General features: G+C 70.8%; 29 protein-coding genes. 26 read left to right on the plus strand and 3 right to left on the minus strand.

Annotated elements, in window-relative coordinates:
* Nucleotides 1-2 precede the first annotated feature (2 nt).
* The 15 genes from rplR to truA all read left to right on the plus strand — a co-directional run bounded on the left by rplR (nucleotide 3) and on the right by truA (nucleotide 10041).
* A complete protein-coding gene (gene rplR / locus SL103_RS02290; RefSeq protein WP_069567071.1) occupies nucleotides 3-386 on the plus strand; it encodes a 50S ribosomal protein L18 in 384 nt (127 codons plus the stop codon).
* Between the two features lie 46 nt (nucleotides 387-432).
* Nucleotides 433-1035: a 30S ribosomal protein S5 gene (gene rpsE / locus SL103_RS02295; protein ID WP_006604888.1), complete on the plus strand. Its 603-nt coding sequence runs from the start codon at nucleotides 433-435 to the stop codon at nucleotides 1033-1035.
* The gene (gene rpmD / locus SL103_RS02300) at nucleotides 1035-1217 is read left to right on the plus strand and encodes a 50S ribosomal protein L30 (RefSeq protein WP_006604889.1); all 183 of its coding nucleotides are present in this window, start codon (nucleotides 1035-1037) and stop codon (nucleotides 1215-1217) included. Before rpsE ends, rpmD begins: the two co-directional genes overlap by 1 nt.
* A gap of 1 nt (nucleotide 1218) precedes the next feature.
* The gene (rplO, locus tag SL103_RS02305) at nucleotides 1219-1680 is read left to right on the plus strand and encodes a 50S ribosomal protein L15 (protein ID WP_069567072.1); all 462 of its coding nucleotides are present in this window, start codon (nucleotides 1219-1221) and stop codon (nucleotides 1678-1680) included.
* Nucleotides 1681-2064: 384 nt separating this feature from the next.
* Nucleotides 2065-3378 (plus strand): preprotein translocase subunit SecY, encoded by a 1314-nt coding sequence (gene secY, locus SL103_RS02310; protein WP_069567073.1) that lies wholly within the window; start codon nucleotides 2065-2067, stop codon nucleotides 3376-3378.
* A complete protein-coding gene (locus SL103_RS02315; protein ID WP_069567074.1) occupies nucleotides 3378-4031 on the plus strand; it encodes an adenylate kinase in 654 nt (217 codons plus the stop codon). Before secY ends, SL103_RS02315 begins: the two co-directional genes overlap by 1 nt.
* A 105-nt stretch (nucleotides 4032-4136) precedes the next feature.
* Nucleotides 4137-4973, plus strand: coding sequence for a type I methionyl aminopeptidase (gene map, locus SL103_RS02320; RefSeq protein ID WP_069567075.1), 837 nt, complete (start codon nucleotides 4137-4139; stop codon nucleotides 4971-4973).
* 212 nt (nucleotides 4974-5185) lie between these two features.
* The gene (gene infA, locus SL103_RS02325) at nucleotides 5186-5407 is read left to right on the plus strand and encodes a translation initiation factor IF-1 (protein WP_003956442.1); all 222 of its coding nucleotides are present in this window, start codon (nucleotides 5186-5188) and stop codon (nucleotides 5405-5407) included.
* A 60-nt stretch (nucleotides 5408-5467) separates the two neighbouring features.
* Entirely contained in the window at nucleotides 5468-5581 is a 114-nt protein-coding gene (gene rpmJ / locus SL103_RS02330; RefSeq protein WP_003956441.1) for a 50S ribosomal protein L36, read from the plus strand.
* Between the two features lie 197 nt (nucleotides 5582-5778).
* Entirely contained in the window at nucleotides 5779-6159 is a 381-nt protein-coding gene (gene rpsM, locus SL103_RS02335) for a 30S ribosomal protein S13 (RefSeq protein WP_018090888.1), read from the plus strand.
* Between the two features lie 64 nt (nucleotides 6160-6223).
* Complete coding sequence (gene rpsK / locus SL103_RS02340; protein WP_004571845.1) at nucleotides 6224-6628, plus strand: 30S ribosomal protein S11; 405 nt, start codon at nucleotides 6224-6226, stop codon at nucleotides 6626-6628.
* 27 nt (nucleotides 6629-6655) lie between these two features.
* Nucleotides 6656-7282: a 30S ribosomal protein S4 gene (gene rpsD / locus SL103_RS02345; protein ID WP_069567076.1), complete on the plus strand. Its 627-nt coding sequence runs from the start codon at nucleotides 6656-6658 to the stop codon at nucleotides 7280-7282.
* Between the two features lie 133 nt (nucleotides 7283-7415).
* On the plus strand, nucleotides 7416-8438 hold the full coding sequence (locus tag SL103_RS02350; RefSeq protein ID WP_003956430.1) for a DNA-directed RNA polymerase subunit alpha: 1023 nt from the start codon (nucleotides 7416-7418) through the stop codon (nucleotides 8436-8438).
* A 128-nt stretch (nucleotides 8439-8566) separates the two neighbouring features.
* Nucleotides 8567-9052: a 50S ribosomal protein L17 gene (gene rplQ / locus SL103_RS02355; protein WP_069567077.1), complete on the plus strand. Its 486-nt coding sequence runs from the start codon at nucleotides 8567-8569 to the stop codon at nucleotides 9050-9052.
* 125 nt (nucleotides 9053-9177) lie between these two features.
* On the plus strand, nucleotides 9178-10041 hold the full coding sequence (gene truA, locus SL103_RS02360) for a tRNA pseudouridine(38-40) synthase TruA (RefSeq protein ID WP_069567078.1): 864 nt from the start codon (nucleotides 9178-9180) through the stop codon (nucleotides 10039-10041).
* A gap of 61 nt (nucleotides 10042-10102) precedes the next feature.
* Here truA and SL103_RS02365 read toward each other — a convergent pair whose 3' ends face one another.
* Nucleotides 10103-10972: a hypothetical protein gene (locus SL103_RS02365; protein ID WP_069567079.1), complete on the minus strand. Its 870-nt coding sequence runs from the start codon at nucleotides 10970-10972 to the stop codon at nucleotides 10103-10105.
* Between the two features lie 55 nt (nucleotides 10973-11027).
* Here SL103_RS02365 and SL103_RS02370 point away from each other — a divergent pair, with 55 nt between their 5' ends.
* The 4 genes from SL103_RS02370 to glmM all read left to right on the plus strand — a co-directional run bounded on the left by SL103_RS02370 (nucleotide 11028) and on the right by glmM (nucleotide 15477).
* Entirely contained in the window at nucleotides 11028-12662 is a 1635-nt protein-coding gene (locus SL103_RS02370; protein ID WP_069567080.1) for an ABC-F family ATP-binding cassette domain-containing protein, read from the plus strand.
* 324 nt (nucleotides 12663-12986) lie between these two features.
* A complete protein-coding gene (rplM, locus tag SL103_RS02375; protein ID WP_030062877.1) occupies nucleotides 12987-13430 on the plus strand; it encodes a 50S ribosomal protein L13 in 444 nt (147 codons plus the stop codon).
* 43 nt (nucleotides 13431-13473) lie between these two features.
* Nucleotides 13474-13977 (plus strand): 30S ribosomal protein S9, encoded by a 504-nt coding sequence (gene rpsI / locus SL103_RS02380; RefSeq protein ID WP_033269690.1) that lies wholly within the window; start codon nucleotides 13474-13476, stop codon nucleotides 13975-13977.
* Nucleotides 13978-14118: 141 nt separating this feature from the next.
* A complete protein-coding gene (gene glmM, locus SL103_RS02385; RefSeq protein WP_069567081.1) occupies nucleotides 14119-15477 on the plus strand; it encodes a phosphoglucosamine mutase in 1359 nt (452 codons plus the stop codon).
* Between the two features lie 39 nt (nucleotides 15478-15516).
* Here the strand turns inward: glmM and SL103_RS02390 are convergent, their stop codons facing one another.
* A complete protein-coding gene (locus SL103_RS02390) occupies nucleotides 15517-16455 on the minus strand; it encodes a DUF389 domain-containing protein (RefSeq protein WP_069567082.1) in 939 nt (312 codons plus the stop codon).
* A gap of 14 nt (nucleotides 16456-16469) precedes the next feature.
* The gene (gene coaA, locus SL103_RS02395; protein WP_033269687.1) at nucleotides 16470-17459 is read right to left on the minus strand and encodes a type I pantothenate kinase; all 990 of its coding nucleotides are present in this window, start codon (nucleotides 17457-17459) and stop codon (nucleotides 16470-16472) included.
* Between the two features lie 196 nt (nucleotides 17460-17655).
* Between coaA and SL103_RS02400 the strand changes: the two genes are divergently transcribed.
* From SL103_RS02400 to SL103_RS02430, 7 genes are all read left to right on the plus strand, one after another.
* Nucleotides 17656-17934 carry a hypothetical protein gene (locus SL103_RS02400; RefSeq protein WP_069573296.1) on the plus strand — a complete coding sequence of 93 codons (279 nt, stop codon included), beginning with the start codon at nucleotides 17656-17658 and terminating at the stop codon, nucleotides 17932-17934.
* Nucleotides 17935-17959: 25 nt separating this feature from the next.
* Entirely contained in the window at nucleotides 17960-19807 is a 1848-nt protein-coding gene (glmS, locus tag SL103_RS02405) for a glutamine--fructose-6-phosphate transaminase (isomerizing) (RefSeq protein WP_069567083.1), read from the plus strand.
* On the plus strand, nucleotides 19804-20172 hold the full coding sequence (locus SL103_RS02410) for a holo-ACP synthase (RefSeq protein ID WP_033269684.1): 369 nt from the start codon (nucleotides 19804-19806) through the stop codon (nucleotides 20170-20172). Before glmS ends, SL103_RS02410 begins: the two co-directional genes overlap by 4 nt.
* 11 nt (nucleotides 20173-20183) lie before the next feature.
* On the plus strand, nucleotides 20184-21608 hold the full coding sequence (locus SL103_RS02415) for an NAD(P)H-hydrate dehydratase (protein ID WP_069567084.1): 1425 nt from the start codon (nucleotides 20184-20186) through the stop codon (nucleotides 21606-21608).
* A gap of 109 nt (nucleotides 21609-21717) precedes the next feature.
* The gene (locus SL103_RS02420; RefSeq protein WP_244303819.1) at nucleotides 21718-22449 is read left to right on the plus strand and encodes a L,D-transpeptidase family protein; all 732 of its coding nucleotides are present in this window, start codon (nucleotides 21718-21720) and stop codon (nucleotides 22447-22449) included.
* Between the two features lie 59 nt (nucleotides 22450-22508).
* Nucleotides 22509-23714 (plus strand): alanine racemase, encoded by a 1206-nt coding sequence (gene alr, locus SL103_RS02425; protein WP_069567086.1) that lies wholly within the window; start codon nucleotides 22509-22511, stop codon nucleotides 23712-23714.
* On the plus strand, nucleotides 23711-25054 hold the full coding sequence (locus tag SL103_RS02430; RefSeq protein WP_069567087.1) for an alpha/beta fold hydrolase: 1344 nt from the start codon (nucleotides 23711-23713) through the stop codon (nucleotides 25052-25054). The genes alr and SL103_RS02430 overlap by 4 nt, the downstream gene beginning before the upstream one ends.
* The last annotated feature ends 20 nt before the right edge of the window (nucleotides 25055-25074 follow it).

The raw sequence follows: 25074 nt of genomic DNA on the forward strand, positions 1-25074 counted from the left end.
CCATGGCATACGGTGTGAAGATCGCTAAGGGCGACGCGTACAAGCGCGCCGCTGCCAAGCGTCGCCACATCCGCATCCGTAAGCGGATTTCGGGTACCCCGGAGCGTCCGCGTCTGGTCGTGACGCGGTCCAACCGCGGCATCACGGCGCAGGTCATCGACGACATCGCGGGCCACACGCTGGCCTCCGCGTCGAGCCTGGACGCATCGATCCGTGGTGGCGAGGGCGACAAGAGCGCTCAGGCCAAGAAGGTCGGCTCCCTGGTCGCCGAGCGTGCCAAGGCCGCCGGTGTCGAGGCCGTCGTGTTCGACCGTGGTGGCAAGCAGTACGCCGGGCGGATTGCCGCTCTGGCCGACGCCGCCCGCGAAGCCGGGCTGAAGTTCTAAGCCCCGGTTCCGGAGCTAGCGGACGTAACAGAGAGAGGTAAATCCAATGGCTGGACCCCAGCGCCGCGGGAGCGGTGCCGGTGGCGGCGAGCGGCGGGACCGGAAGGGTCGCGACGGTGGCGCTGCCGCCGAGAAGACCGCGTACGTTGAGCGCGTAGTCGCGATCAACCGCGTCGCCAAGGTTGTCAAGGGTGGTCGTCGTTTCAGCTTCACCGCGCTGGTCGTGGTGGGCGACGGTGACGGCACCGTGGGTGTCGGTTACGGCAAGGCCAAGGAAGTTCCGGCTGCCATCGCCAAGGGCGTGGAAGAGGCCAAGAAGAACTTCTTCAAGGTCCCCCGTATCCAGGGCACCATCCCTCACCCCATCCAAGGCGAGAAGGCTGCGGGCGTCGTCCTGCTCAAGCCGGCTTCCCCCGGTACCGGTGTGATCGCCGGTGGCCCCGTGCGTGCCGTTCTGGAGTGCGCGGGCATCCACGACGTGCTGAGCAAGTCGCTCGGTTCGTCGAACCCGATCAACATCGTGCACGCCACGGTGACCGCGCTTCAGGGCCTGCAGCGCCCCGAGGAGATCGCGGCGCGTCGTGGCCTGCCGCTGGAGGACGTTGCTCCCGCCGCTCTGCTGCGGGCGCGTGCTGGGGTGACCGCGTAATGGCGCACCTCAAGATCACGCAGACGAAGTCCTACATCGGTAGCAAGCAGAACCACCGCGACACCCTTCGTTCGCTGGGCCTCAAGCGGCTCAACGACGTGGTTGTCAAGGAGGACCGCCCCGAGTTCCGCGGCATGGTGCACACCGTCCGCCACCTCGTGACGGTTGAGGAGGTCGACTGACATGGCGGAGAACAACCCGCTGAAGGTCCACAACCTCCGGCCCGCCCCGGGTGCCAAGACCGCCAAGACCCGTGTCGGTCGTGGTGAGGCGTCCAAGGGTAAGACCGCTGGTCGTGGTACCAAGGGCACGAAGGCCCGTTACCAGGTTCCGGAGCGCTTCGAGGGTGGGCAGATGCCCCTCCACATGCGCCTCCCGAAGCTGAAGGGCTTCAAGAACCCCGCCCACAAGCAGTTCCAGGTCGTGAACCTGGCCAAGCTGGCCGAGCTCTACCCGCAGGGTGGCGAGGTCACGGTGGCCGACCTGGTCGCCAAGGGCGCGGTGCGCAAGAACGAGCTCGTCAAGGTCCTGGGCCAGGGCGAGGTCTCCGTGGCGCTGCAGGTGACGGTTGACGCCGTCTCCGGCTCCGCCAAGGAGAAGATTGCCGCTGCCGGCGGCACCGTCACCGGGCTCATCAACGCCTGAGTTCGCTGACAGCACGGCACAAGGGCCGGTCCTCTTCGGAGGGCCGGCCCTTTGCGTTGCCCGCTGTGGTGCCCGCCGTACGGCCGGGCCACGCCGTGGCGGGCTGTGAGGCGCCGGGAGGCGGGGGAGGGGGACCGGTGGGGCCGCGGGCGAGGCCGTGGAGAGTCCGAGGGGCCCGGAATGAGCCTCCCGCGGGGGATACCGCGTGCGATGCGCGGTATTCCTGATCGGCGAACCCACCGCTCCCGAGGCGCGACCCGGTAGGGTAGCCCAAGCTGCCATCTGTTATCGCGGGGTGAGGCCCCGGGATAGCTCACACAGGCACTCACCGAGATCGACCACCGTCATTTGCCCACACTGGACGTGTGAGGTGCAGGAGGCTCCGTGTTCACCGCGTTCGCCCAGGCGTTCAAGACGCCTGACCTGCGCAAGAAGCTGCTGTTCACGCTGGGCATCGTGCTGCTCTACCGGCTCGGCACCCACATTCCCATGCCGGGCGTGAACTATTCGAACGTTCAGCTGTGCATGAAGCAGGCCGGTTCCAACACCGGTCTCTTCGGGCTGGTGAACATGTTCAGCGGTGGTGCGCTGCTGCAGGTCACCATCTTCGCGATGGGGATCATGCCGTACATCACGGCAAGCATCATTCTGCAGTTGCTGACTGTGGTGATCCCCCGGCTGGAGGCCCTCAAGAAGGAGGGCCAGTCGGGACAGGCCAAGATCACGCAGTACACCCGGTACCTGACCGTCGCGCTCGCCGTGATGCAGGGCACCGGCCTGATCGCGGTGGCCCGCAACGGCGCGCTGTTCCAGGGCTGCCCGGTCGCCAGCGAGATCATCCCCAGCAACTCGATCTTCACCACGATCACCATGGTCATCACGATGACCGCCGGCACCTGCCTGATCATGTGGCTCGGTGAGCTGATCACCGACCGCGGCATCGGCAACGGCATGTCGATCCTGATGTTCATCTCGATCGCCGCCGGCTTCCCGGGCGCCCTGTGGCAGATCAAGCTCACCGGCAAGCTCGCCGACGGCTGGATCGAGTTCTTCGCGGTGATCCTGGTCGGCCTCGCGATGGTCGCCCTGGTGGTCTTCGTCGAGCAGGCCCAGCGGCGCATCCCGGTGCAGTACGCGAAGCGGATGATCGGGCGCCGGTCCTACGGCGGTACGTCCACTTACATCCCGCTCAAGGTGAATCAGGCCGGTGTGATTCCGGTCATCTTCGCGTCATCGCTGCTCTACATTCCAGCTCTCATCGCACAGTTCAGCGGGTCGAAGGCGGCATGGGCGACGTGGATCGCCACCAACTTCACCAAGGGAAATCACCCCGTTTACATCGTTACGTACTTCCTGCTGATCGTCTTCTTCGCGTTCTTCTACGTCGCCATCAGCTTCAACCCCGAAGAAGTTGCCGACAACATGAAGAAGTATGGTGGCTTCATCCCGGGTATCCGGGCTGGTCGCCCGACGGCCGAGTACCTCAGCTACGTGCTCAACCGGATCACGTGGCCGGGCTCGCTGTACCTGGGGCTGATCGCGCTCGTACCAACAGTGGCGTTGGTGCTGTTCAACGCGAACCAGAACTTCCCGTTCGGCGGGACGAGCATCCTCATCATCGTGGGTGTGGGCCTGGAGACCGTGAAGCAGATTGAGAGCCAGCTTCAGCAGCGCAACTACGAAGGGTTCCTCCGCTGATGCGAATCGTCCTCGTCGGACCCCCGGGGGCCGGCAAGGGTACACAGGCTGCGTACCTTGCCAAGAACCTCGCGATCCCGCACATCTCCACGGGGGACCTGTTCCGGGCCAACATCAGCCAGGGGACACCCCTGGGCGTTGAGGCGAAGTCCTACATGGACGCCGGCAACCTGGTGCCCGACTCGGTCACGATCGGCATGGCCGAGGACCGCATGGAGCAGGCCGACGCCGCCGGGGGATTCCTCCTGGACGGCTTCCCGCGCAACCTCGGTCAGGCCGAGGCGCTGGACGAGTACCTCAAGGCCAAGAACCTCACGCTGGACGCCGTCCTGGACCTGGAGGTCCCGGAGGACGAGGTCGTCAAGCGGATCGCCGGCCGGCGGATCTGCCGCAACGACTCCAGCCACGTCTTCCACGCGGAGTACAACAAGCCGAAGGCCGAGGGCGTCTGCGACGTCTGCGGCGGCGACCTGTACCAGCGTGACGACGACCGCGAGGAGACCGTCCGCAAGCGGCTGGAGGTCTACCACACGGAGACCGAGCCGATCATCGACTACTACAAGGAGCAGGGGCTGGTCGTGACCATCCCCGCCCTCGGCAAGGTCGAAGAGGTCACGGAGCGGTCCATGGCGGCGCTCCAGCGCGGTAAGTGAACCAGTAGCTCCGTACGGCCGCGGTGTCCCTCACGGGCACCGCGGCCGTACTGTTGGTCAAGCACGGCACACGCAGGACGAGAACGAAGGCGGAAGGCGCCCCGCATGGTGGAGATCAAGACCCCCGAGCAGATCGCGAAGATGCGCGAGGCGGGGCTGGTGGTCGCCGCCATCCACGCCGCGACCCGTCAGGTCGCGGTGCCGGGCGCCACGACCAAGGACCTGGACGACGCGGCGCGCAAGGTGCTGGCCGAGCACGGTGCGAAGTCGAACTTCCTCGGGTACGGCGGCTTTCCCGCGACGATCTGCACCTCGGTGAACGACGTCGTCGTCCACGGCATCCCGGACACCGACACGGTGCTCCAGGACGGGGACATCATCTCCATCGACTGCGGCGCGATCATCGACGGCTGGCACGGCGACGCCGCGTACACCGCCTTCGTCGGGTCCGGTCACTCCGCGGAGCTGGTCGAGCTCAGCCGGGTCACCGAGGAGTCGATGTGGGCCGGCATCGCGGCGGTCGCCAAGGGCAACCGCCTGGTGGACATCTCCAGGGCGATCGAGGGCTACATCCGCCGCCAGCCCCGCCCGGCGAGCGGCAAGTACGGCATCGTCGAGGACTACGGCGGCCACGGCATCGGCTCGCAGATGCACATGGACCCCCACCTGCTGAACTACGTCGACCGCAAGCGCGGCCGCGGCCCGAAGCTGGTGCCCGGTTTCTGCATCGCGATCGAGCCGATGGTCAACCTCGGTACGGCCAAGACCCACGTCCTCGAGGACGACTGGACGGTCAAGTCGAACGACGGCAGCTGGTCCTCGCACTGGGAGCACTCGGTCGCGCTGACCGAGGACGGTCCGCTGGTGCTGACCGCGCCGGACGGCGGCAAGGCCAAGCTGGCCGAGCTGGGCATCACCGCCGCGCCCGACCCGCTGGCGTAGGGGGCTCGGGGGCCGGGGAGCGGTCCCTGGTCCGTCGTGTGCCGCGGCCCTGTGGCGTAAGGATCTCCGCGGGTGGGCAATAATCCTGGATTCGTCTTTTCCTGGGCACTGACGTAGACTGACGCGTCGGCTCTCGTGCATCCGTATGTCTGTAGGTAGGCAGCCCGATGCGTACGAGAGTTGATCAAGGTAGCCGATTCGAAGGGCGAAGCGTGGCCAAGAAGCAAGGTGCCATCGAAATCGAGGGCACCGTGATCGAGTCCCTGCCGAACGCCATGTTCAAGGTGGAGCTCCAGAACGGTCACAAGGTCCTCGCGCACATCAGCGGCAAGATGCGGATGCACTACATCCGTATCCTCCCGGATGACCGGGTCGTCGTGGAGCTTTCTCCGTACGACCTGACGCGTGGCCGGATCGTCTACCGCTACAAGTAGATCTTGTCGCCGCCCCGCTCCCGTGGGGTGACGGCACTGACCCGGAGAACCTCACATCCCATGAAGGTCAAGCCGAGCGTCAAGAAGATCTGCGACAAGTGCAAGGTGATCCGCCGCCACGGCCGGGTCATGGTCATCTGCGACAACCTGCGCCACAAGCAGCGCCAGGGCTGACGCACGCCGACCACCTGCATTTCGCAGTTCGCGCGACGCAAGCACACACGTACATACGCAGACACCCGACCCCCCGCATCTCTCGCGTGGGGACGACACCCCCGGCTCGGAGGCCGGGGACCCGGCTCGTAATTCTGCAGAGTCTTACGGGAACGGTGCTGCGGAAGACCTCCGAATAGCCATCAGGAGCCACATCAATGGCACGCCTCGCAGGCGTTGATCTCCCGCGCGAAAAGCGTGTGGAGGTCGCCCTCACCTACGTCTTCGGTATCGGGCGGACGCTCTCGCAGCAGACCCTCGCCGCCACCGGCGTGAACCCGAACACCCGGGTCCGCGACCTGGCCGAGGAAGACCTGGTCAAGATCCGCGAGTACGTCGACAACAACCTCAAGACCGAGGGTGACCTCCGTCGCGAGATCCAGGCCGACATCCGCCGCAAGGTCGAGATCGGCTGCTACCAGGGTCTGCGTCACCGCCGCGGTCTGCCGGTGCACGGTCAGCGCACCAGCACGAACGCCCGTACCCGCAAGGGTCCGCGTCGCGCGATCGCCGGCAAGAAGAAGCCGGGCAAGAAGTAGTCCTCAGCAGGACGCTTACCAGCGGTCTTCGCTGTAGGACCGACCACCTCCACGGGAGAAATTCATGCCTCCGAAGGGCCGTACGGCCGGCGCCAAGAAGGTGCGCCGCAAGGAGAAGAAGAACGTCGCCCACGGGCACGCTCACATCAAGAGCACGTTCAACAACACGATCGTCTCGATCACCGACCCGACCGGGAACGTGATTTCTTGGGCCTCTGCCGGCCACGTCGGCTTCAAGGGCTCGCGCAAGTCCACCCCCTTCGCCGCGCAGATGGCCGCCGAGTCGGCCGCCCGCCGCGCGCAGGAGCACGGCATGCGCAAGGTTGACGTCTTCGTCAAGGGTCCCGGCTCCGGCCGTGAGACCGCGATCCGCTCGCTCCAGGCCACCGGCCTGGAGGTCGGCTCGATCCAGGACGTCACCCCCACCCCGCACAACGGATGCCGCCCGCCCAAGCGTCGCCGCGTCTGACCATCTGAAGTAGGAGACAACTAGACAATGGCGCGTTACACCGGGGCCGACTGCAAGCGTTGCCGTCGGGAGAAGCAGAAGCTCTTCCTCAAGGGGAGCAAGTGCGAGAGCGCGAAGTGCCCGATCGAGATCCGTCCTTACCCCCCGGGTGAGCACGGTCGCGGGCGCACCAAGGACAGCGAGTACCTGCTCCAGCTTCGTGAGAAGCAGAAGTGCAGCCGCATCTACGGTGTCCTTGAGAAGCAGTTCGTGAACTACTACAAGGAAGCGAACCAGAAGACCGGCAAGACCGGTGAGAACCTTCTGCGCATCCTTGAGACCCGCCTCGACAACGTGGTCTACCGGGCCGGCTTCGCCAAGTCCCGCGACCACGCCCGTCAGCTGGTGCGTCACGGACACATCACCGTCAACGGCCGCAAGACCGACATCCCGTCGGCTCGTGTGGCAGTGAACGACATCGTCGAGGTCCGCGAGGGCTCTCGGAACCTGACCCCCTTCGAGGTGGCCAAGGCCGAGGCCGGCGAGAAGACCGTTCCGGCCTGGCTGGAAGCGATCCCCTCGCAGCTCCGCATCCTCGTCCACAGCATGCCCGAGCGCCAGGTGATCGACACCCAGGTGCAGGAGCAGCTGATCGTCGAGCTCTACTCGAAGTAAGGCTCGCCGGCTCTGCCACAGGCACGAGCCGCCGGGTGGGGGCGGTACGGGACCTTTGGTCCCGTACCGCCCGTACCCTTGTCAGTACAGCGGGCGTCAAATAGCGGGCGTCCACGACTGAAGGACCGAAAACATGCTGATTGCTCAGCGTCCCTCGTTGACCGAAGAGGTCGTCGACGAATACCGCTCCCGGTTCGTGATCGAGCCGCTGGAGCCGGGCTTCGGCTACACCCTCGGAAACTCCCTGCGTCGCACGCTCCTCTCCTCGATCCCCGGCGCTGCTGTCACCAGCATCCGGATCGACGGTGTCCTGCACGAGTTCACCACCGTGCCGGGCGTCAAGGAGGACGTCACCGACCTCATCCTCAACATCAAGCAGCTGGTCGTCTCCTCGGAGCACGACGAGCCGGTCGTGATGTACCTGCGCAAGCAGGGCCCGGGTCTGGTCACCGCCGCGGACATCGCGCCGCCGGCCGGTGTCGAGGTCCACAACCCCGACCTGGTCCTCGCCACGCTCAACGGCAAGGGCAAGCTGGAGATGGAGCTGACCGTCGAGCGCGGTCGCGGCTACGTCTCCGCCGTGCAGAACAAGCAGGTGGGCCAGGAGATCGGCCGTATCCCGGTCGACTCCATCTACTCGCCGGTGCTCAAGGTCACGTACAAGGTCGAGGCGACCCGTGTCGAGCAGCGCACCGACTTCGACAAGCTGATCGTCGACGTCGAGACCAAGCAGGCCATGCGTCCGCGCGACGCCATGGCGTCGGCCGGCAAGACCCTGGTCGAGCTGTTCGGTCTGGCCCGCGAGCTCAACATCGACGCCGAGGGCATCGACATGGGCCCGTCCCCGACGGACGCCGCCCTGGCCGCCGACCTCGCGCTGCCGATCGAGGAGCTCGAGCTCACCGTTCGCTCGTACAACTGCCTCAAGCGTGAGGGCATCCACTCCGTGGGTGAGCTCGTGGCGCGCTCCGAGGCCGACCTGCTCGACATCCGCAACTTCGGTGCGAAGTCGATCGACGAGGTCAAGGCGAAGCTGGCCGGCATGGGCCTGGCCCTCAAGGACAGCCCGCCCGGATTCGACCCGACCGCCGCCGCGGACGCCTTCGGCGCCGACGACGACGCGGACGCCGGTTTCGTGGAGACCGAGCAGTACTGAGTTTGTCCGGCTGGGGTCCGGGGCGCCGCCCCGGGCCTCAGCCGTGTGAGTCTTCCGCGGGGCGGCCGCCTCGTGGGAACTGACACCGGTACCTGATACGGCCGGTGCAGCAATGAAGGAGATACACCATGCCGAAGCCCGCCAAGGGTGCCCGTCTGGGCGGCAGCGCCGCGCACGAGCGTCTGATGCTGCGCAACCTGGCCACGTCGCTCTTCGAGCACGGCCGCATCACGACGACCGAGGCCAAGGCCCGTCGTCTGCGTCCGTACGCGGAGCGTCTGGTGACCAAGGCGAAGAAGGGCGACCTTCACAACCGCCGTCAGGTCATGCAGCTGATCTCGGACAAGAGCGTCGTGCACACGCTCTTCACCGAGATCGCCCCGCGGTTCGAGAACCGCCCGGGTGGCTACACCCGGATCACCAAGATCGGTAACCGCCGTGGCGACAACGCTCCCATGGCCGTCATCGAGCTGGTGGAGGCGCTGACCGTGGCCCAGCAGGCCACCGGTGAGGCCGAGGCGGCCACCAAGCGTGCCGCCAAGGACGCCGAGGCTGCCACCGAGGCCAAGGCCGAGTCGACCGAGGCTCCGGCCGAGGAGTCCAAGGACGCCTGAGTCCTTGGCGCCGCGTGAGCGGAGCTGACTCGGACGCCGAGGCGTTTGCCTGGCTGTGAGGAGCGGGTCCGTCCCTTGGGGACGGGCCCGCTTCTTGTCGTCCGGGCCCTGAGAGGATTGATGGCGTGAGCGACGAGGTGGAGCCCGGGTACGTCCGGGTGCGGCTGGACCTTGCCTATGACGGCAAGGACTTTTCGGGCTGGGCCAAGCAGGCCGGCGGGCAGCGGACGGTGCAGGCGGAGATCGAGGACGCGCTGCGTACGGTCACGCGGTCGCCGGAGCCGTACGAGCTGACGGTGGCCGGGCGGACGGACGCGGGGGTGCACGCGCGGCGGCAGGTGGCGCATGTGGACCTGCCGGAGGAGATCTGGGCCGAGCACCGGGAGAAGCTGCGCAAGCGGCTCGCCGGGCGGCTGCCGAAGGACGTGCGGGTGTGGTCGGTGGCCGAGGCGCCCGAGGGGTTCAACGCGCGCTTCTCGGCGATCTGGCGGCGGTACGCGTACCGCGTGACCGATCACCCCGCGGGCGTGGACCCGCTGCTGCGCGGCCATGTGCTGTGGCACGACTGGCCGCTGGACGTGGCGGCCATGAACGAGGCCGCCCGGCCGCTGCTCGGGGAGCACGACTTCGCCGCGTACTGCAAGAAGCGGGAGGGCGCGACGACCATCCGCACGCTCCAGGAGCTGAGCCTGGTGCGGGACGCGGAGGGGATCATCACGGCGACGGTGCGGGCGGACGCCTTCTGCCACAACATGGTGCGCTCGCTGATCGGCGCGCTGCTGTTCGTCGGCGACGGGCACCGGCCGCCGGAGTGGCCGGGCAAGGTGCTGGCGGCCGGGGTGCGGGACTCCGCGGTGCACGTCGTACGGCCGCACGGGCTGACGCTGGAGGAAGTCGGCTACCCGGCCGACGAGGGCCTGCGGGCGCGCAACAAGGAGGCGCGCAACAAGCGGACGCTGGGGGCGGCCTCCGGGGCCGGCTGCTGCTGAGGCGGGACCCGGGCCGGAGGAGCGGTGGTGGCGCCGCCGCGGGGCGGCGCCACCGGACGCGTCAGGACGACTGGCCGGCCTTCTTGCGGGCCTCTTCGAGCTGCTTCTCGGCGGCCTTCGCGGCCTGGTCCTTGCCGCGCTGGTTGATCTGGCTGAAGGCGTAGGCGCCGCCGTCCCGTGCGATCTGCCGGGCCTTGGTCTCCGACGCCACGACGTCCTTGCCGTTGAGGTAGCCGGCGATCGTGAAGTAGGCGTAGCGGCCGGTGGCGTTGGTGGCCATCCGGCACTTGTGGCCCTGGCAGAAGTCCGAGGGGACACCGCCGCCGGGCAGCGGCATCAGGTTGGTCCGCGCCTCGTTCATGACCTTGGTGGCCTGGGCCGGGGAGTTGAAGACCGCGACGCCGATGGTGACCGCGACGCCGCCCTTGGAGTACGTGGCGCGCAGCAGCTGCTTGCAGCCGTTGTGGGCGAGCGAGGAGACCAGGGCGCCCTGGGCGCCGGCGGTGCAGTCCTTGGTGGTGGCGGTGTTGGTGCGGGGGTAGCCGTGCTCGCCGACGATCATGCTCTTCTGCGGGAAGAGGGTGGCGGGGGTGAGCGGCGCGGTGTCCTTCTTGGGGTCGGTGATGTAGTCCTGCGGGTTGGGCGGGGGCGGCACCGAGACATCGGGGAAGGACGGCTTGTCGTCCGGTGCGGCCTGGCCGGACGAGGTGGGGGCGGCGGTCGGGCCGCCGCCGGGGGAGTTGCCGCCGGCCATGACGGCGGCCGCGACGATGCCGGCCACCGCGAGGGCGGCCAGCGCACCGCCGCCGATCCATATCCAGCGTTTGCGCCGGGCCCGCGCCTCGCTCTCGTCGGCGAGCGCGTCCCAGTCCGGAGTGGACGACATTGATCCCCCGGGGCCGTCGAAGGGCCCGCCTTGCCCGTAACTCATGGCGCGCATCCTAATGCGGTTGGTGGAACGCTTGGCGGCCGGTCACAATCCGCCCATGGGACATCTGGAAGCCGGACACCTGGAGTACTACCTGCCGGACGGGAGGGTCCTGCTGGGGGACGTGTCCTTCCGGGTGGCGGAGGGCGCGTCGATGGCGCTGGTCGGAGCCAACGGAGCGGGCAAGACGACCCTGCTGCGGCTGCTGGCGGGGGAGCTGGCCCCGCACGGCGGGACGGTCTCGGTCAGCGGCGGGCTGGGCGTGATGCCGCAGTTCGTGGGCTCGGTGCGCGACGACCGTACGGTCCGGGACCTGCTGGTGTCGGTGGCCCAGCCGCGGATCCGGGAGGCGGCGACCGCGGTGGACGCCGCGGAGCTGGCCCTGATGACGGCCGAGGCGGACGACGAGGCCGCGCAGATGGCGTACGCGCAGGCGCTGAGCGACTGGGCGGAGGCGCGGGGCTACGAGGCCGAGACCGTCTGGGACATGTGCACGACGGCCGCGCTGGGCATGCCGTACGAGAAGGCCCAGTGGCGGCAGGTGCGCACGCTCAGCGGCGGCGAGCAGAAGCGGCTGGTGCTGGAGTCGCTGCTGCGCGGCACCGACGAGGTGCTGCTGCTGGACGAGCCGGACAACTATCTGGACGTGCCGGGCAAGCGGTGGCTGGAGGAGCAGCTGCGCACGACGCGCAAGACTGTGTTGTTCGTCTCGCACGACCGGGAGCTGCTGGCCCGGGCCGCGGAGAAGATCATCAGCGTCGAGCCGGGGCCGGCGGGCTCCGACGTCTGGGTGCACGGCGGCGGCTTCGACACCTACCACGAGGCCCGCAAGGAGCGCTTCGCCCGCTTCGAGGAGCTGCGCCGGCGCTGGGACGAGAAGCACGCCCAGCTCAAGAAGCTGGTGGTCAACCTGCGGCAGGCGGCCGCGGTGAGCCATGAGATGGCGTCGCGCTACGCGGCGGCGCAGACCCGGCTGCGGAAGTTCGAGGAGGCCGGGCCGCCGCCGGAGCCGCCGCGCGAGCAGGAGATCACCATGCGGCTGCGCGGCGGGCGCACCGGCGTACGGGCCGTGACCTGCGAGGACCTGGAGCTGACCGGCTTGATGAAGCCGTTCTCCCTGGAGGTCTTCTACGGGGAGCGGGTCGCGGTCCTGGGCTCCAACGGGTCGGGCAAGTCGCACTTCCTGCGCCTGCTGGCCGGGGACGGCGACCGTCCGGTGGCCCATACGGGCACCTGGAAGCTGGGCGCCCGGGTCGTGCCCGGCCACTTCGCGCAGACACACGCGCATCCCGAGCTGAGGGGGCGCAGCCTGCTGGACATCCTGTGGACCGAGCACGCCAAGGACAAGGGCCAGGCCATGTCGGCGCTGCGCCGCTACGAGCTGGAGAAGCAGGCCGAGCAGCCCTTCGAGCGGCTCTCCGGGGGGCAGCAGGCGCGTCTGCAGATCCTCCTCCTGGAGCTGTCCGGCAGTACGGCCCTGCTGCTCGACGAGCCGACCGACAACCTGGACCTGGAGTCGGCCGAGGCGCTGCAGGAGGGGCTGGAGGCGTATGAGGGGACGGTGCTGGCGGTGACGCACGACCGGTGGTTCGCGCGGTCCTTCGACCGGTTCCTGGTGTTCGGGGCGGACGGCGTGGTGCGGGAGACGCCGGAGCCGGTGTGGGACGAGCGGCGGGTGGCACGCGAGCGGTAGCGGTGCGGCCGCGGACCTCGGCGGGGACAATGGAGGAGCCACGGAGGCGACGGCGGAGCGGGACCGCACGCGGGTTCGGGGGGCGTTTTGACCCCGCTGGGGAGGGCCCGGTATTCTGCCAGTTCGTTATGCGTATTGGCTTGCTCTATCTCACGTGAGGGGCCCTTACGCCGGTCCACCGGACCGGTCACCAGCGGCGGACGATCGGGTTGCGTCACCCGTAGCGCCGCCCTGCTGTGTGATCAGCCGTGGTGACCAGTACAGGACCCGTCCCCGCGGTCTCACGACCAGGGGAAACCACTCTGAAGAAGCGAAGGCTAAGACGTGCGTACGTTCAGCCCCAAGCCCGGCGATGTCCAGCGCCAGTGGCACATCATTGACGCGCAGGACGTTGTCCTGGGCCGTCTGGCCAGCCAGGCCGCGTCCCTCCTGCGCGGTAAGCACAAGCCGGTCTACGCCCCTCACGTTGACACGGGTGACTTCGTCATCATCATCAACGCCGACAAGGTGCACCTGTCCGGCAACAAGCGGACGCAGAAGATGGCCTACCGCCACTCCGGCTTCCCGGGCGGTCTGCGCTCGGTCCGCTACGACGAGCTGCTCGACAAGAACCCCGAGAAGGCCGTCGAGAAGGCCATCAAGGGCATGCTCCCCAAGAACACCCTCGGCCGTCAGATGCTCTCGAAGCTGAAGGTCTACGCGGGTGCCGAGCACCCGCACGCTGCGCAGCAGCCGGTCCCGTTCGAGATCACCCAGGTCGCGCAGTAAGTCCGGCCACCCCCTAAGACGACAGAGAATTCTGAGGAGCATCGTGGCTGAGACCACCCCCGAGACCCCGCTGGACGAGGTCGAGGAGTACACCACCGAGACCGAGGTCGTGGAGTCGGAGTACACCTCCGAGTCCCTCGCGTCCCGCTTCGGCGACCCGCAGCCGGCCGCCGGCCTGGGCCGTCGCAAGAACGCCATCGCCCGCGTCCGGATCGTCCCGGGCACCGGCCAGTGGAAGATCAACGGCCGCACCCTTGAGGGTTACTTCCCCAACAAGGTGCACCAGCAGGAAGTCAACGAGCCCTTCAAGGTGCTCGAGCTCGACAACCGCTACGACGTGATCGCCCGCATCTCCGGCGGCGGCATCTCCGGCCAGGCCGGTGCGCTGCGCCTGGGCGTGGCCCGTGCGCTGAACGAGGCGGACGTGGACAACAACCGCCCCGCGCTGAAGAAGGCCGGGTTCCTCAAGCGTGACGACCGTGCGGTCGAGCGCAAGAAGGCCGGTCTGAAGAAGGCCCGCAAGGCGCCGCAGTACAGCAAGCGCTAATCGCGCGCGCTGCACCGTGCAGCTCTTGGCGAACGCCCCGGTGGCACCGACCGTGCTGCCGGGGCGTTCGGCTATCCGTGACCAGGGGCGTATACCTGGATTCAAGGCTCTGGTCCAAGCTCGACAACTCGGAGGACACCAGTGGGACGACTCTTCGGCACGGACGGGGTACGCGGCGTCGCCAATGCGGACCTGACGGCGGAGCTGGCGCTCGGTCTGTCGGTGGCCGCGGCACATGTACTGGCCGAAGCGGGCACCTTCGAAGGGCACCGCCCGGTGGCGGTGGTCGGACGTGATCCACGTGCGTCCGGGGAGTTCCTGGAAGCCGCGGTCGTCGCCGGGCTGGCCAGCGCCGGTGTGGACGTGCTGCGCGTGGGCGTGCTGCCGACCCCGGCGGTCGCCTATCTGACCGGTTCGCTGGGTGCCGACCTCGGGGTGATGCTCTCCGCCAGCCACAACCCGATGCCCGACAACGGCATCAAGTTCTTCGCCCGCGGCGGCCACAAGCTCGCCGACGAGCTGGAGGACCGGATCGAGGAGACGTACCGCGCGCACAGCTCCGGCGAGCCGTGGGAGCGGCCGACCGGCTCCGGGGTGGGCCGGGTCACCGTCTACGACGAGGGCTTCGACAACTACGTCGCGCACCTGGTCGGCGTGCTGCCCAACCGGCTGGACGGGCTGAAGGTCGTCATCGACGGTGCGCACGGCGCGGCGGCGCGGGTCTCGCCGGAGGCGTTCGCCCGGGCCGGCGCCGAGGTCGTCACGCTCGGTACCGACCCCGACGGCCTGAACATCAACGACGGCTGCGGCTCCACCCACCTCGGCCAGCTGCGCGCGGCGGTCGTCGAGCACGGCGCCGACCTGGGTGTGGCCCACGACGGTGACGCGGACCGCTGCCTGGCGGTGGACCGCGAGGGCAACGAGGTCGACGGCGACCAGATCCTGGCCGTCCTCGCGCTCGGCATGCGCGAGGCGGGCGTGCTGCGCAAGAACACCGTGGTCGCCACGGTCATGTCCAACCTCGGCTTCAAGCTGGCCCTGGAGCGCGAGGGCATCGACCTCGTACGGACCGCGGTCGGCGACCGCTACGTCCTGGAGGAGATGAAGGCGCACGGCTTCGCGCTGGGCGGCGAGCAGTCCGGGCACGTCATCGTGCTCGACCACGCCACCACCGGCGACGGCACGCTGACCGGTCTGATGCTGGCGGCCCGGGTCGCGGCCACCGGCCGTCCGCTCGGCGAGCTGGCCGGCGTCATGGAGCGGCTGCCGCAGATCCTCGTCAACGTCCCCGACGTGGACCGCTCGCGGGTGGCCACCTCGCCCGAGCTGACCGCCGCGGTCGCCGACGCGGAGCGGGAGCTGGGTGCCACCGGCCGGGTGCTGCTGCGGCCGTCCGGTACGGAGCCGCTGGTGCGCGTCATGGTGGAGGCCGCGGACATCGAGCAGGCCAGGGCCGTGGCGGAGCGCCTCGCCGATGTGGTGAAGTCCGCGCTCGGCTGACCTTCCGGCGCCCTGGGCCCGGCCCGCCCGACAGCGATGTCAGCGCGGGGCCGGGCCCGCGCCGTGCCGGGACCACAGCCGCTTCTGGGTGGCCAGGGTCAGCGTGCCGGCGAGGACGATGCCCGCCAGGTTCAGCAGCAGCTGCTCCAGGGAGTGCCAGGACTGGGCGTACTCCCGGTAGGCCAGGGCGACCGCGGCGTTCGCGGCGGCCGGGACCGTGGTCACCGAGATCGCCACGCCCACCAGCGCGCCCGATTTGGCGGAGGTCAGCGAGAGCACGCCGGCGATGCCGGCGAGCACGGCGACCACGAACGAGAACCAGTCCGGCCGGTAGATGAAGTTGGTGTTCGGCCGGGCGGCCTCCAGCGCCTCGACGTGGAAGAGCCCGACCGCGTCCATGAACAGACTGAAGCCGACGGTCACCGCGGTCGCCACCGCGAACCCGACGAGCAGCGCGGTCAGCGAGCGCCAGGCCAGCCGCGGCGCGCGCCGGACCAGCGCGGTGCAGAAGCCGGCCAGCGGGCCGAACTCCGGCCCCACCGCCATCGCGCCGACGATCAGGATCGCGTTGTCGAGGACCACGCCGCAGGCCGCGATCATCGTCGCCAGCGTCAGGAACGCCAGATAGGTGACGGAGAGCGTCGACTCCTCGTGCGTGGCGTCGGACAGCGATTCCCACAGGACGGCGTCCACGCCCTCGCCGGGGGCTTCGTCCGCCGCCCGCTGCGCGCGCAGCGACAGCGACAGGTCGATGTGCTCGATCGCGATCGAGCCGGTCCGGTCCAGGTCCATCGCCCGCAGCCGGGCCAGCAGCCCGTCCGCGGCCTCCCGGGCCACGTCGCACAGCACGACATCGCCCCGCGGCTCGCGGGCGGCACCGCTCAACACGGCCAGGTGGGCCGTGCCGACGGTCGTCTCCAGCAGCTCGACGACGTCCTCCGTACGGTCGGCGGGCACCATCAGTCGCAGATGCAGCACGGTCGCCGTACTCCCTAGAGCTTGCGCAGCGACAGCCGCTGCACCTTGTGGTCGGGGCCCTTGCGGAGCACCAGGTTCGCCCGGCCGCGGGTGGGGGCGACGTTCTGCTGCAGGTTGGGCTTGTTGATGGTGCGCCACATCATGCGGGCGTAGTCGAGGGCCTCGTCCTCGGAGACCTGGGTGTACTTGCGGAAGTACGAGAACGGGTTCTGGAAGGCGGTCTCGCGCAGCTTGCGGAAGCGGCCGAGGTACCACTGCTCGATGTCCTCGGTGCGGGCGTCGACGTAGACGGAGAAGTCGAAGAAGTCGGCGAGGCCGAGGCGGGTGCGGCCGTCCTTGCCGGGCAGCGCCGGCTGGAGGACGTTGAGCCCCTCGACGATCAGGATGTCGGGGCGGTGCACGGTGAGCCGCTCGCCGGGCACGATGTCGTAGATCAGGTGGGAGTAGACGGGGGCGGTGACCTCGGCGCGGCCGGACTTCACATCGGCGACGAAACGGGTCAGCGCCCGGCGGTCGTAGGACTCCGGGAAGCCCTTGCGGGACATCAGGCCCCGCCGGTGCAGCTCGGCGTTGGGGAAGAGGAACCCGTCGGTGGTGATCAGCTCGACGCGGGGGTGTTCCGGCCAGCGGGCGAGCAGGGCCTGGAGCAGCCGGGCGGTGGTGGACTTGCCGACCGCGACGCTGCCGGCGACCCCGATGACGAAGGGCGTGCCGGGCTGGGAGCCCTGGCCGCCGCCCGCGTCGCCCAGGAAGGTGTTCAGGGCGCCGCGCAGATTGCTCGTCGCGCCGACGTAGAGGTTGAGGAGCCGGGAGAGCGGGAGGTAGACGTCGCGCACCTCGTCGAGGTCGATGACGTCGCCCAGGCCGCGCAGCCGTTCGACCTCTTCGGCCGTCAGGGGCAGCGGGGTCTTCTCCCTGAGGGCGCTCCATTGCGCGCGCGTCAGATCGACGTACGGCGAGCTGTCGGCGCGGCGTCGTTGCTGCGGATCGGTCGTCAAGGGCACGCGCCCATTGTGCGCAGCCGCAATGCGCCGTTCATATCGGGGTGGTCCGGCGCGCCCTCGGGGCGGGCTTGTGGCCGTCGGGCCGGAGTTGGGTGGTTCGCCACCTGGGTGTCTGTACCCGAGGGGGTTTGCCCGGTACGGTCGGCAGCGGGGAGCGGCCGCGCGGGCGGGCCGCGGACGAGAGCTGGGGGTGGGCGTGCGAGCGCGGAAGGCCGGTCTGCTGGGGTTGCGGACCAGGGGGAGGACCATCGGCGCGGTCGGCGGCCGCGGAGCGGACGCCACGACGGACGGATTCGTGGCGCGGGTGTACGCGGAGCTGGCGGAGGAGTTGCCGGAGGAGGACCTGGGGGAGGACCTCGGGGACTTCCTGGAGCGGTACGAACCGGCCGGCGGTCCCGGCACGGACGCGGAGGCCGACGAGGAGTTCCTGGAGACGGTGCGCGAGGCGCACCACCGGATAGCGCGCGGGTATTGATCCGCGGGCGTCGTAGGCTGCCTCCATGTGCGGAATCGTGGGATATGTGGGCGGGCAGAGCGCCCTTGACGTCGTCCTGGCCGGTCTGAAGCGCCTGGAGTACCGCGGCTACGACTCGGCGGGCGTCGCCGTGCTGGCCGACGGTGGGCTGGCCGCGGCGAAGAAGGCCGGCAAACTCGCCAATCTGGAGAAGGAGCTGGCGGGCCGTCCGCTGCCGGCCGGGTCGACCGGCATCGGGCACACCCGGTGGGCCACCCACGGCGGGCCCACCGACGAGAACGCCCACCCGCACCTGGACAACGCCGGCCGGGTCTCGGTCGTCCACAACGGCATCATCGAGAACTTCGCCGCGCTGCGCGCCGAACTCGCCGAGCGCGGGCACCGGTTGGTGTCCGAGACGGACACCGAGGCGGTGGCGCACCTGCTCGCCGAGGCGTACTCGTCGTGCGGCGAGCTGGCGGAGGCGATGCGGCAGGTGTGCGGGCGGCTGGAGGGCGCCTTCACCCTGGTCGCGGTGCACGCGGACGAGCCGGACGTGGTGGTCGGGGCGCGCCGCAACTCACCGCTGGTGGTGGGGGTCGGCGACGGCGAGGCGTTCCTGGCGTCCGACGTGGCGGCGTTCATCGCGCACACCCGCGACGCGATCGAACTGGGCCAGGACCAGGTGGTGGAGCTGCGCCGGGACGGGGTGACGGTCACCGACTTCGACGGCGCGCCCGCGGACGTGCGCGCGTACCACGTCGACTGGGACGCCTCGGCCGCCGAGAAGGGCGGCTACGACTACTTCATGCTCAAGGAGATCGCCGAGCAGCCGAAGGCCGTCGCGGACACCCTGCTGGGGCGGATCGACGGCTCGGGGGTGCTGTCGCTGGACGAGGTGCGCATCCCGCCGGAGGTGCTGCGCGAGGTCGACAAGGTCGTCATCGTGGCGTGCGGGACGGCGTACCACGCGGGCATGATCGCCAAGTACGCGATCGAGCACTGGACCCGGATTCCCTGCGAGACCGAGCTGGCCAGCGAGTTCCGCTACCGCGACCCGATCCTGGACCGGCGGACGCTGGTGATCGCGATCAGCCAGTCCGGCGAGACCATGGACACCCTGATGGCGCTGCGGCACGCCCGCGAGCAGGGCTCGAAGGTGCTCGCCATCTGCAACACCAACGGCTCCACCATTCCCCGGGAGTCCGACGCGGTGCTCTACACGCACGCCGGTCCCGAGGTGGCGGTGGCGTCGACGAAGGCGTTCCTGACGCAGCTGGTCGCCTGCTATCTGGTGGCGCTGTACCTCGCGCAGGTACGGGGCACGAAGTGGGGCGACGAGGTCCGGGCCGTGGTGCGCGAACTGGCCGCCATCGGCACCCAGGTCGAGCAGGTGCTCGGCACGATGGAGCCGGTGCGGGAGTTGGCACGGGGCCTCGCCGACAAGGACACGGTGCTGTTCCTCGGCCGGCACGTGGGCTATCCGGTGGCGCTGGAGGGCGCGCTCAAGCTCAAGGAACTCGCGTACATGCACGCGGAGGGGTTCGCCGCCGGCGAGCTCAAGCACGGCCCGATCGCGCTGATCGAGGACGATCTGCCGGTCGTCGTGGTGGTGCCGTCGCCGCGCGGGCGCTCGGTGCTCCACGACAAGATCGTCTCCAACATCCAGGAGATCCGGGCCCGCGGCGCCCGGACGATCGTGATCGCCGAGGAGGGCGACGAGGCCGTGGTGCCGTACGCCGACCACCTCGTGCGGATCCCGCGCACGCCGGTGCTGCTCCAGCCGCTGGTCTCCACGGTCCCGTTGCAGGTGTTCGCCTGCGAGCTGGCCACCGCCCGGGGCAACGAGGTCGACCAGCCGCGCAACCTGGCCAAGTCGGTGACGGTGGAGTGATCATCGGGGTCGGGATCGACGTCGCGGAGATCGACCGCTTCGGCGCCGCGCTGGACCGTACGCCGGAGTTGGCGCACCGGCTGTTCATCCCCTCGGAACTGCTGCTGCCGAGCGGCGAGCGGCGCGGCACCGCCTCGCTGGCCGCGCGGTTCGCCGCCAAGGAGGCGGTGGCCAAGGCGCTCGGCGCGCCGGCCGGGCTGCACTGGACGGACGCCGAGGTGTACGTCGAGGACAGCGGACGCCCGCGGCTGCGGGTGCGCGGCACCGTCGAGCGGTGCGCGGCGGCGCTGGGGGTGCGGTCGTGGCACGTGTCGCTGAGCCACGACGCGGGCGTCGCTTCCGCCGTGGTCATCGCCGAGGGGTGAGACTGGTCCGCATGAGGACTGCCTACAGCGTTTCGACCGTGCGGGCCGCCGAGCAGGAGCTGATGGCCCGGCTGCCCGAAGGAACCCTGATGCAGCGGGCGGCGGCCGGACTGGCGGCCGCCTGCGCCGAGTTGCTGGGCCGGGTCTACGGCAGCCGGGTGGTGCTGCTGGTGGGCAGCGGGGACAACGGCGGCGACGCGCTGTACGCCGGTGCCCGGCTGGCACGGCGGGGCGCCGGGGTGGTCGCGGTGCTGCTCTCGCCCGAACGGGCCCACCCGGGCGGCCTGGCCGCGCTGCGCCGGGCCGGCGGGCGGGTCTCGGCCGACGCGCCGCGTGACGTCGCGTGGGCCGATCTGGTCGTGGACGGGATCGTGGGGATCGGCGGGCGCGGCGGGCTGCGCCCGGAGGCCGCCGAACTCGCCCGCGCCGCACGGCAGTCGGCGCCGGTGGTGGCGGTGGACCTGCCCAGCGGGGTGGACGCGGACAGCGGTGAGGTGCACGGCGAGGCCGTACGGGCCGACGCGACGGTGACGTTCGGCGCGTACAAGCCGGGGCTGCTGATCGATCCGGCGCGGGAGCGGGCCGGCGCGCTGCGGCTGGTGGACATCGGGCTGACGCTGCCCGCGGAGGCCGACATCGAGGCGCTGCAGCACGTGGACGTGGCGGAGTTGCTGCCGTACCCGGCGCCGGAGAGCGACAAGTACCGGCGGGGTGTGGTGGGCGTGGTCGCCGGGTCGGCGCGCTATCCGGGCGCGGCGGTACTGGCGGTGGCCGGGGCGCTGCGGGGCGGCGCCGGGGCGGTGCGGTACGTCGGGCCGGCCGCGGACGCGGTGCTGGCCCGCTTCCCCGAGACGCTGGTGCACGCCGGTCCGCCGGACCGGGCGGGCCGGGTGCAGGCATGGGTGATCGGGCCCGGCCTCGGCGACGAGGCCGACGCGCTGGAGGACGTCCTGGCGTCGGACGTGCCGGTGCTGGTGGACGCGGACGGGCTGCGGTTCCTGACGCCGGAGCGGGTCCGCGCGCGCGGCGCCGCGACGCTGCTCACCCCGCACGCCGGGGAGGCGGCGGCGCTGCTCGGCCGCGGCCGGGAGGAGGTCGAGGCCGCGCGGCTGGCATCCGTACGGGAGCTGGCGCGGCGCTACGCGGCCACGGTGCTGCTCAAGGGCTCGACGACGCTGGTCGCCGCGGCGAGCGGGCCGGTGCGGGTGAACCCCACGGGCACCGGCTGGCTGGCGACGGCCGGGAGCGGGGACGTGCTGTCGGGGGTGACGGGCTCGCTGCTGGCCGCGGGGCTCCCGGCGCGCGACGCGGGCTCGGTCGGCGCGTATCTGCACGGCCTCGCGGCGCGCCGGGCCGCCGGGCCGGACGGCGCGCCGATCACCGCCACCGAGGTCGCCGGTCATCTCCCGGCCGCCTGGCGGGATGTGACGGCCTGACAGGTCCGGGTGCCGGCCGTTACGCCCCGCGGGGGAAAGCCGCGGGCACCAGGGCGAACCTCGCTCCGGGCGGGCGGTGCGGCGCACCGGGCACGGCATGCGTGAGGGCATGAAACGCACCTTGGTGGCGCTGCTGGTCTGCGCCTCGCTGTTCCCCCTCGACGGGCCGCCCGCGGCGGCCACCCCGCCGTCCGCCCGGTACGCGGCACCTGCCCTGCGCCCGGCCGTCCCCGCCGCCGCACCCGGCCGGGCGCCGCGCTGCGCCACCCCCACCGGGCCGTACCAGCGGCAGGCCGAGCGCTATCTGGGGCGGGACGTGGACGGGCGGCAGAGCGCGGGGGACTGCCGGGCGATCCGGCGGTTCCAGCGCGCCCACCGCATCGCACCGGCGACCGGCTACGCGGGCCGGGCGACCGGCGCCGCCGTACGGCTGATGCGGGCGAGGAAGGACCCCAACCGGGCGGGCAGGTGCCCGGACCGTCCCGAGCGGACCGTGTGCGCGGATCTGAACCGGCAGCTGCTGTGGGTGCAGCAGGGCGGCGCGGTGCTCTTCGACCCGGTCGCCATCCGCTCCGGCCAGCCGACGATGGAGACCCGCACCGGCACGTACCGCATCTACCGGCGCAGCAGGAACCACACCTCGAACCTGTACCACACGCCGATGCCGTTCGCGCAGTTCTTCGACCGGGGGGAGGCGCTGCACGGCGTCTACGAGGACATCTACGCGGGCCCCGGCTCGCACGGCTGCATCAATCTGACCTGGTCGGACGCCCGCAGGCTGTGGAACCTGCTGAAGAAGGGCGATGTGGTGCACGTGTGGGGGCGGAAACCCGTCGGGTGAGCGCGGTTTTGCCGCCGGTCCCCCCGGGCGCCGCAGCGGCGCCTGAGACACTGAGGGGGATGAACGAGACAGCGAAGCGCGCCCGTGCCGTGATCGACCTCGCCGCCGTGCGGTCGAACGTCCGCACGCTGCGCGACCGTGCGCCCCGGGCAGAGCTGATGGCCGTGGTCAAGTCCGACGGCTACGGACACGGTGCGGTGCGCTGCGCGCGCGCCGCCCGTGAGGCCGGGGCGACCTGGCTGGGCACCGCGCTGCCCGAGGAGGCGTTCGCGCTGCGCGCGGCCGGCGACACCGGGCGGCTGATGTGCTGGCTGTGGACGCCGGGCGGGCCCTGGCGCCAGGCCGTCGAGCAGGACATCGACGTCTCGGTGAGCGGGCTGTGGGCGTTGCGCGAGGTGGTCGCGGCGGCCCGCGCCTGCGGCCGTACCGCCCGCGTCCAACTCAAGATCGACACCGGTCTCGGCCGCAACGGCTGCCAGCCCGCCGACTGGCCGGAGCTGACCGCCGCCGCCCGCGCCGCCGAGGCCGAGGGCGCGCTCACCGTCACCGGCGTCTGGTCGCACTTCGCCTGCGCCGACGAGCCGGGGCACCCCTCGATCGACGCCCAGCTCGCCTCCTTCGAGGACGCGCTGCGGACCGCCGGGGCGGCCGGACTGCGCCCCGAGGTGCGGCACATCGCCAACACCCCGGCCACCCTCACCCTGCCGCACGCCCACTACGACCTGGTGCGGGCCGGCATCGGCATCTACGGCATCTCGCCCAGCCCCGAGCTCGGCACGTCCCAGGACCTCGGGCTGCGGCCCGCGATGACCCTGGAGGCCGCGCTCGCGTCGGTCAAGCGGGTCCCGGGCGGCCACGGGGTGTCGTACGGGCACCTGTACACCACGCCCGGCGAGACCACCCTCGCGCTGGTCCCGCTCGGCTACGCCGACGGCGTCCCGCGGCACGCCTCCGGCACCGGGCCGGTGCTGGTCGCCGGCAAGTGGCGGACGGTCGCCGGACGGATCGCGATGGACCAGTTCGTGGTCGACCTGGGCGGCGACAGCGCCGAGGAGGGCGCGACGGCGGTGCTGTTCGGCCCCGGTGACCGCGGCGAGCCGACCGCGGAGGACTGGGCCCGGGCGGCCGGAACCATCGGCTACGAAATCGTCACCCGGATCGGAACCCGGGTGCCACGCGTCTATGTGGGCAGTGGCATACGGAGCGGGGCGGAAGAAGCCGCAGCAGCCGAGGGCGACAGCGCGTTCACGGGGGGTACCGCATGACCGAGGGCAACGACGCCGTGGAGGCGGTCGAGGCGGCGGCGGAGATCGCCGCCGAGGCCGCGAACAACTGGGCCAAGGCGGGCCGGCACGCGGGCCTCGCCGGCGCCGCGATCGGTGTGGTCGCGGCGGGCGCCGCGGCCGGTGTGGCGATAGAGCGGATGACGGTCGGCCGCGGCATGCGCCGCCGGGCCCGGCTCGCACTGGACGCGGCCGGCCCGTACGGCACGCTGCGCGGCACACCGGGGGCGGCGGTCGCCGAGGACGGCACCGAGCTGTTCTACGAGGTCGACGAGGTGGACGCCGCGGAGGTGGACGGCCCGCCGGCGGCGAACGGCAAGGGTGCCAAGGGTGCCCGGAACGGCAAGCAGGACGGGTCCGCGCGGCCCGCCCGGGGCAAACCGGCCCGCGCCGCGCAGGAGGCCCACGGCACGCTGCGCAAGCGGCTGACGGCGGCGCTGGGGCGGCGCGCGGCGGCCCCCACGGTCGTTTTCAGCCACGGCTACTGCCTGAGCCAGGACTCCTGGCACTTCCAGCGCGCCGCGCTGCGCGGCACGGTGCGCACCGTCCACTGGGACCAGCGCAGCCACGGCCGCTCGGCGCGCGGCCACAGCCAGATCGACGGCACGGAGAACGTCACCATCGATCTGCTGGGCCGCGACCTGAAGGCGGTGCTGGACGCCGCGGTGCCCGAGGGGCCGATCGTGCTGGTCGGGCACTCGATGGGCGGCATGACGGTGATGGCGCTGGCCGACCAGTTCCCCGAGTACGTCGCCGAGCGGGTGGTCGGGGTGGCGCTGATCGGCACCTCGGCGGGGCGGCTCAGCGAGGTCACCTACGGGCTGCCGTCGATGGGCATGAAGGCGTTCCACCGCCTCGCGCCGGGCGTGCTCAAGGCGCTCGGCTGGCAGCGCGAGCTGGTCGAACGGGGCCGGCAGGTCACCGCCGATCTCTTCGCGGGCCTGGTCAAGCGCTATTCGTTCGGCACGCCGGAGGACGTCGACCCGGGCATCGCGCGGTTCGGCGAGCGGCTGATCGAGGGGACCCCGATCGACGTGGTCGCCGAGTTCTTCCCGGCGTTCGCGGTGCACGACAAGACCGAGGCGCTGGTGGCGTACGACGCGGTGCCCGCGCTGGTGCTCGCCGGGGAGAACGACCTGATCACCCCCGCCGAGCACAGCCGGACGATCGCCGAGGTGCTGCCCCACGCGGAACTGGTGTGCGTGCCGGGCGCCGGCCACCTGGTGATGCTGGAGCGGCCCGAGCTGGTCAACGAGCACCTGGTGTCCCTGGTGGAGCGGGCCAGCGCGGCGGCCCGTAACTCCCGGCACGCCCGGGCCTGAGTCGTGGGCGCCGCCACCGC

Origin of the sequence: Streptomyces lydicus, assembly GCF_001729485.1 — a bacterium.
GTDB lineage: Bacteria > Actinomycetota > Actinomycetes > Streptomycetales > Streptomycetaceae > Streptomyces > Streptomyces lydicus_D.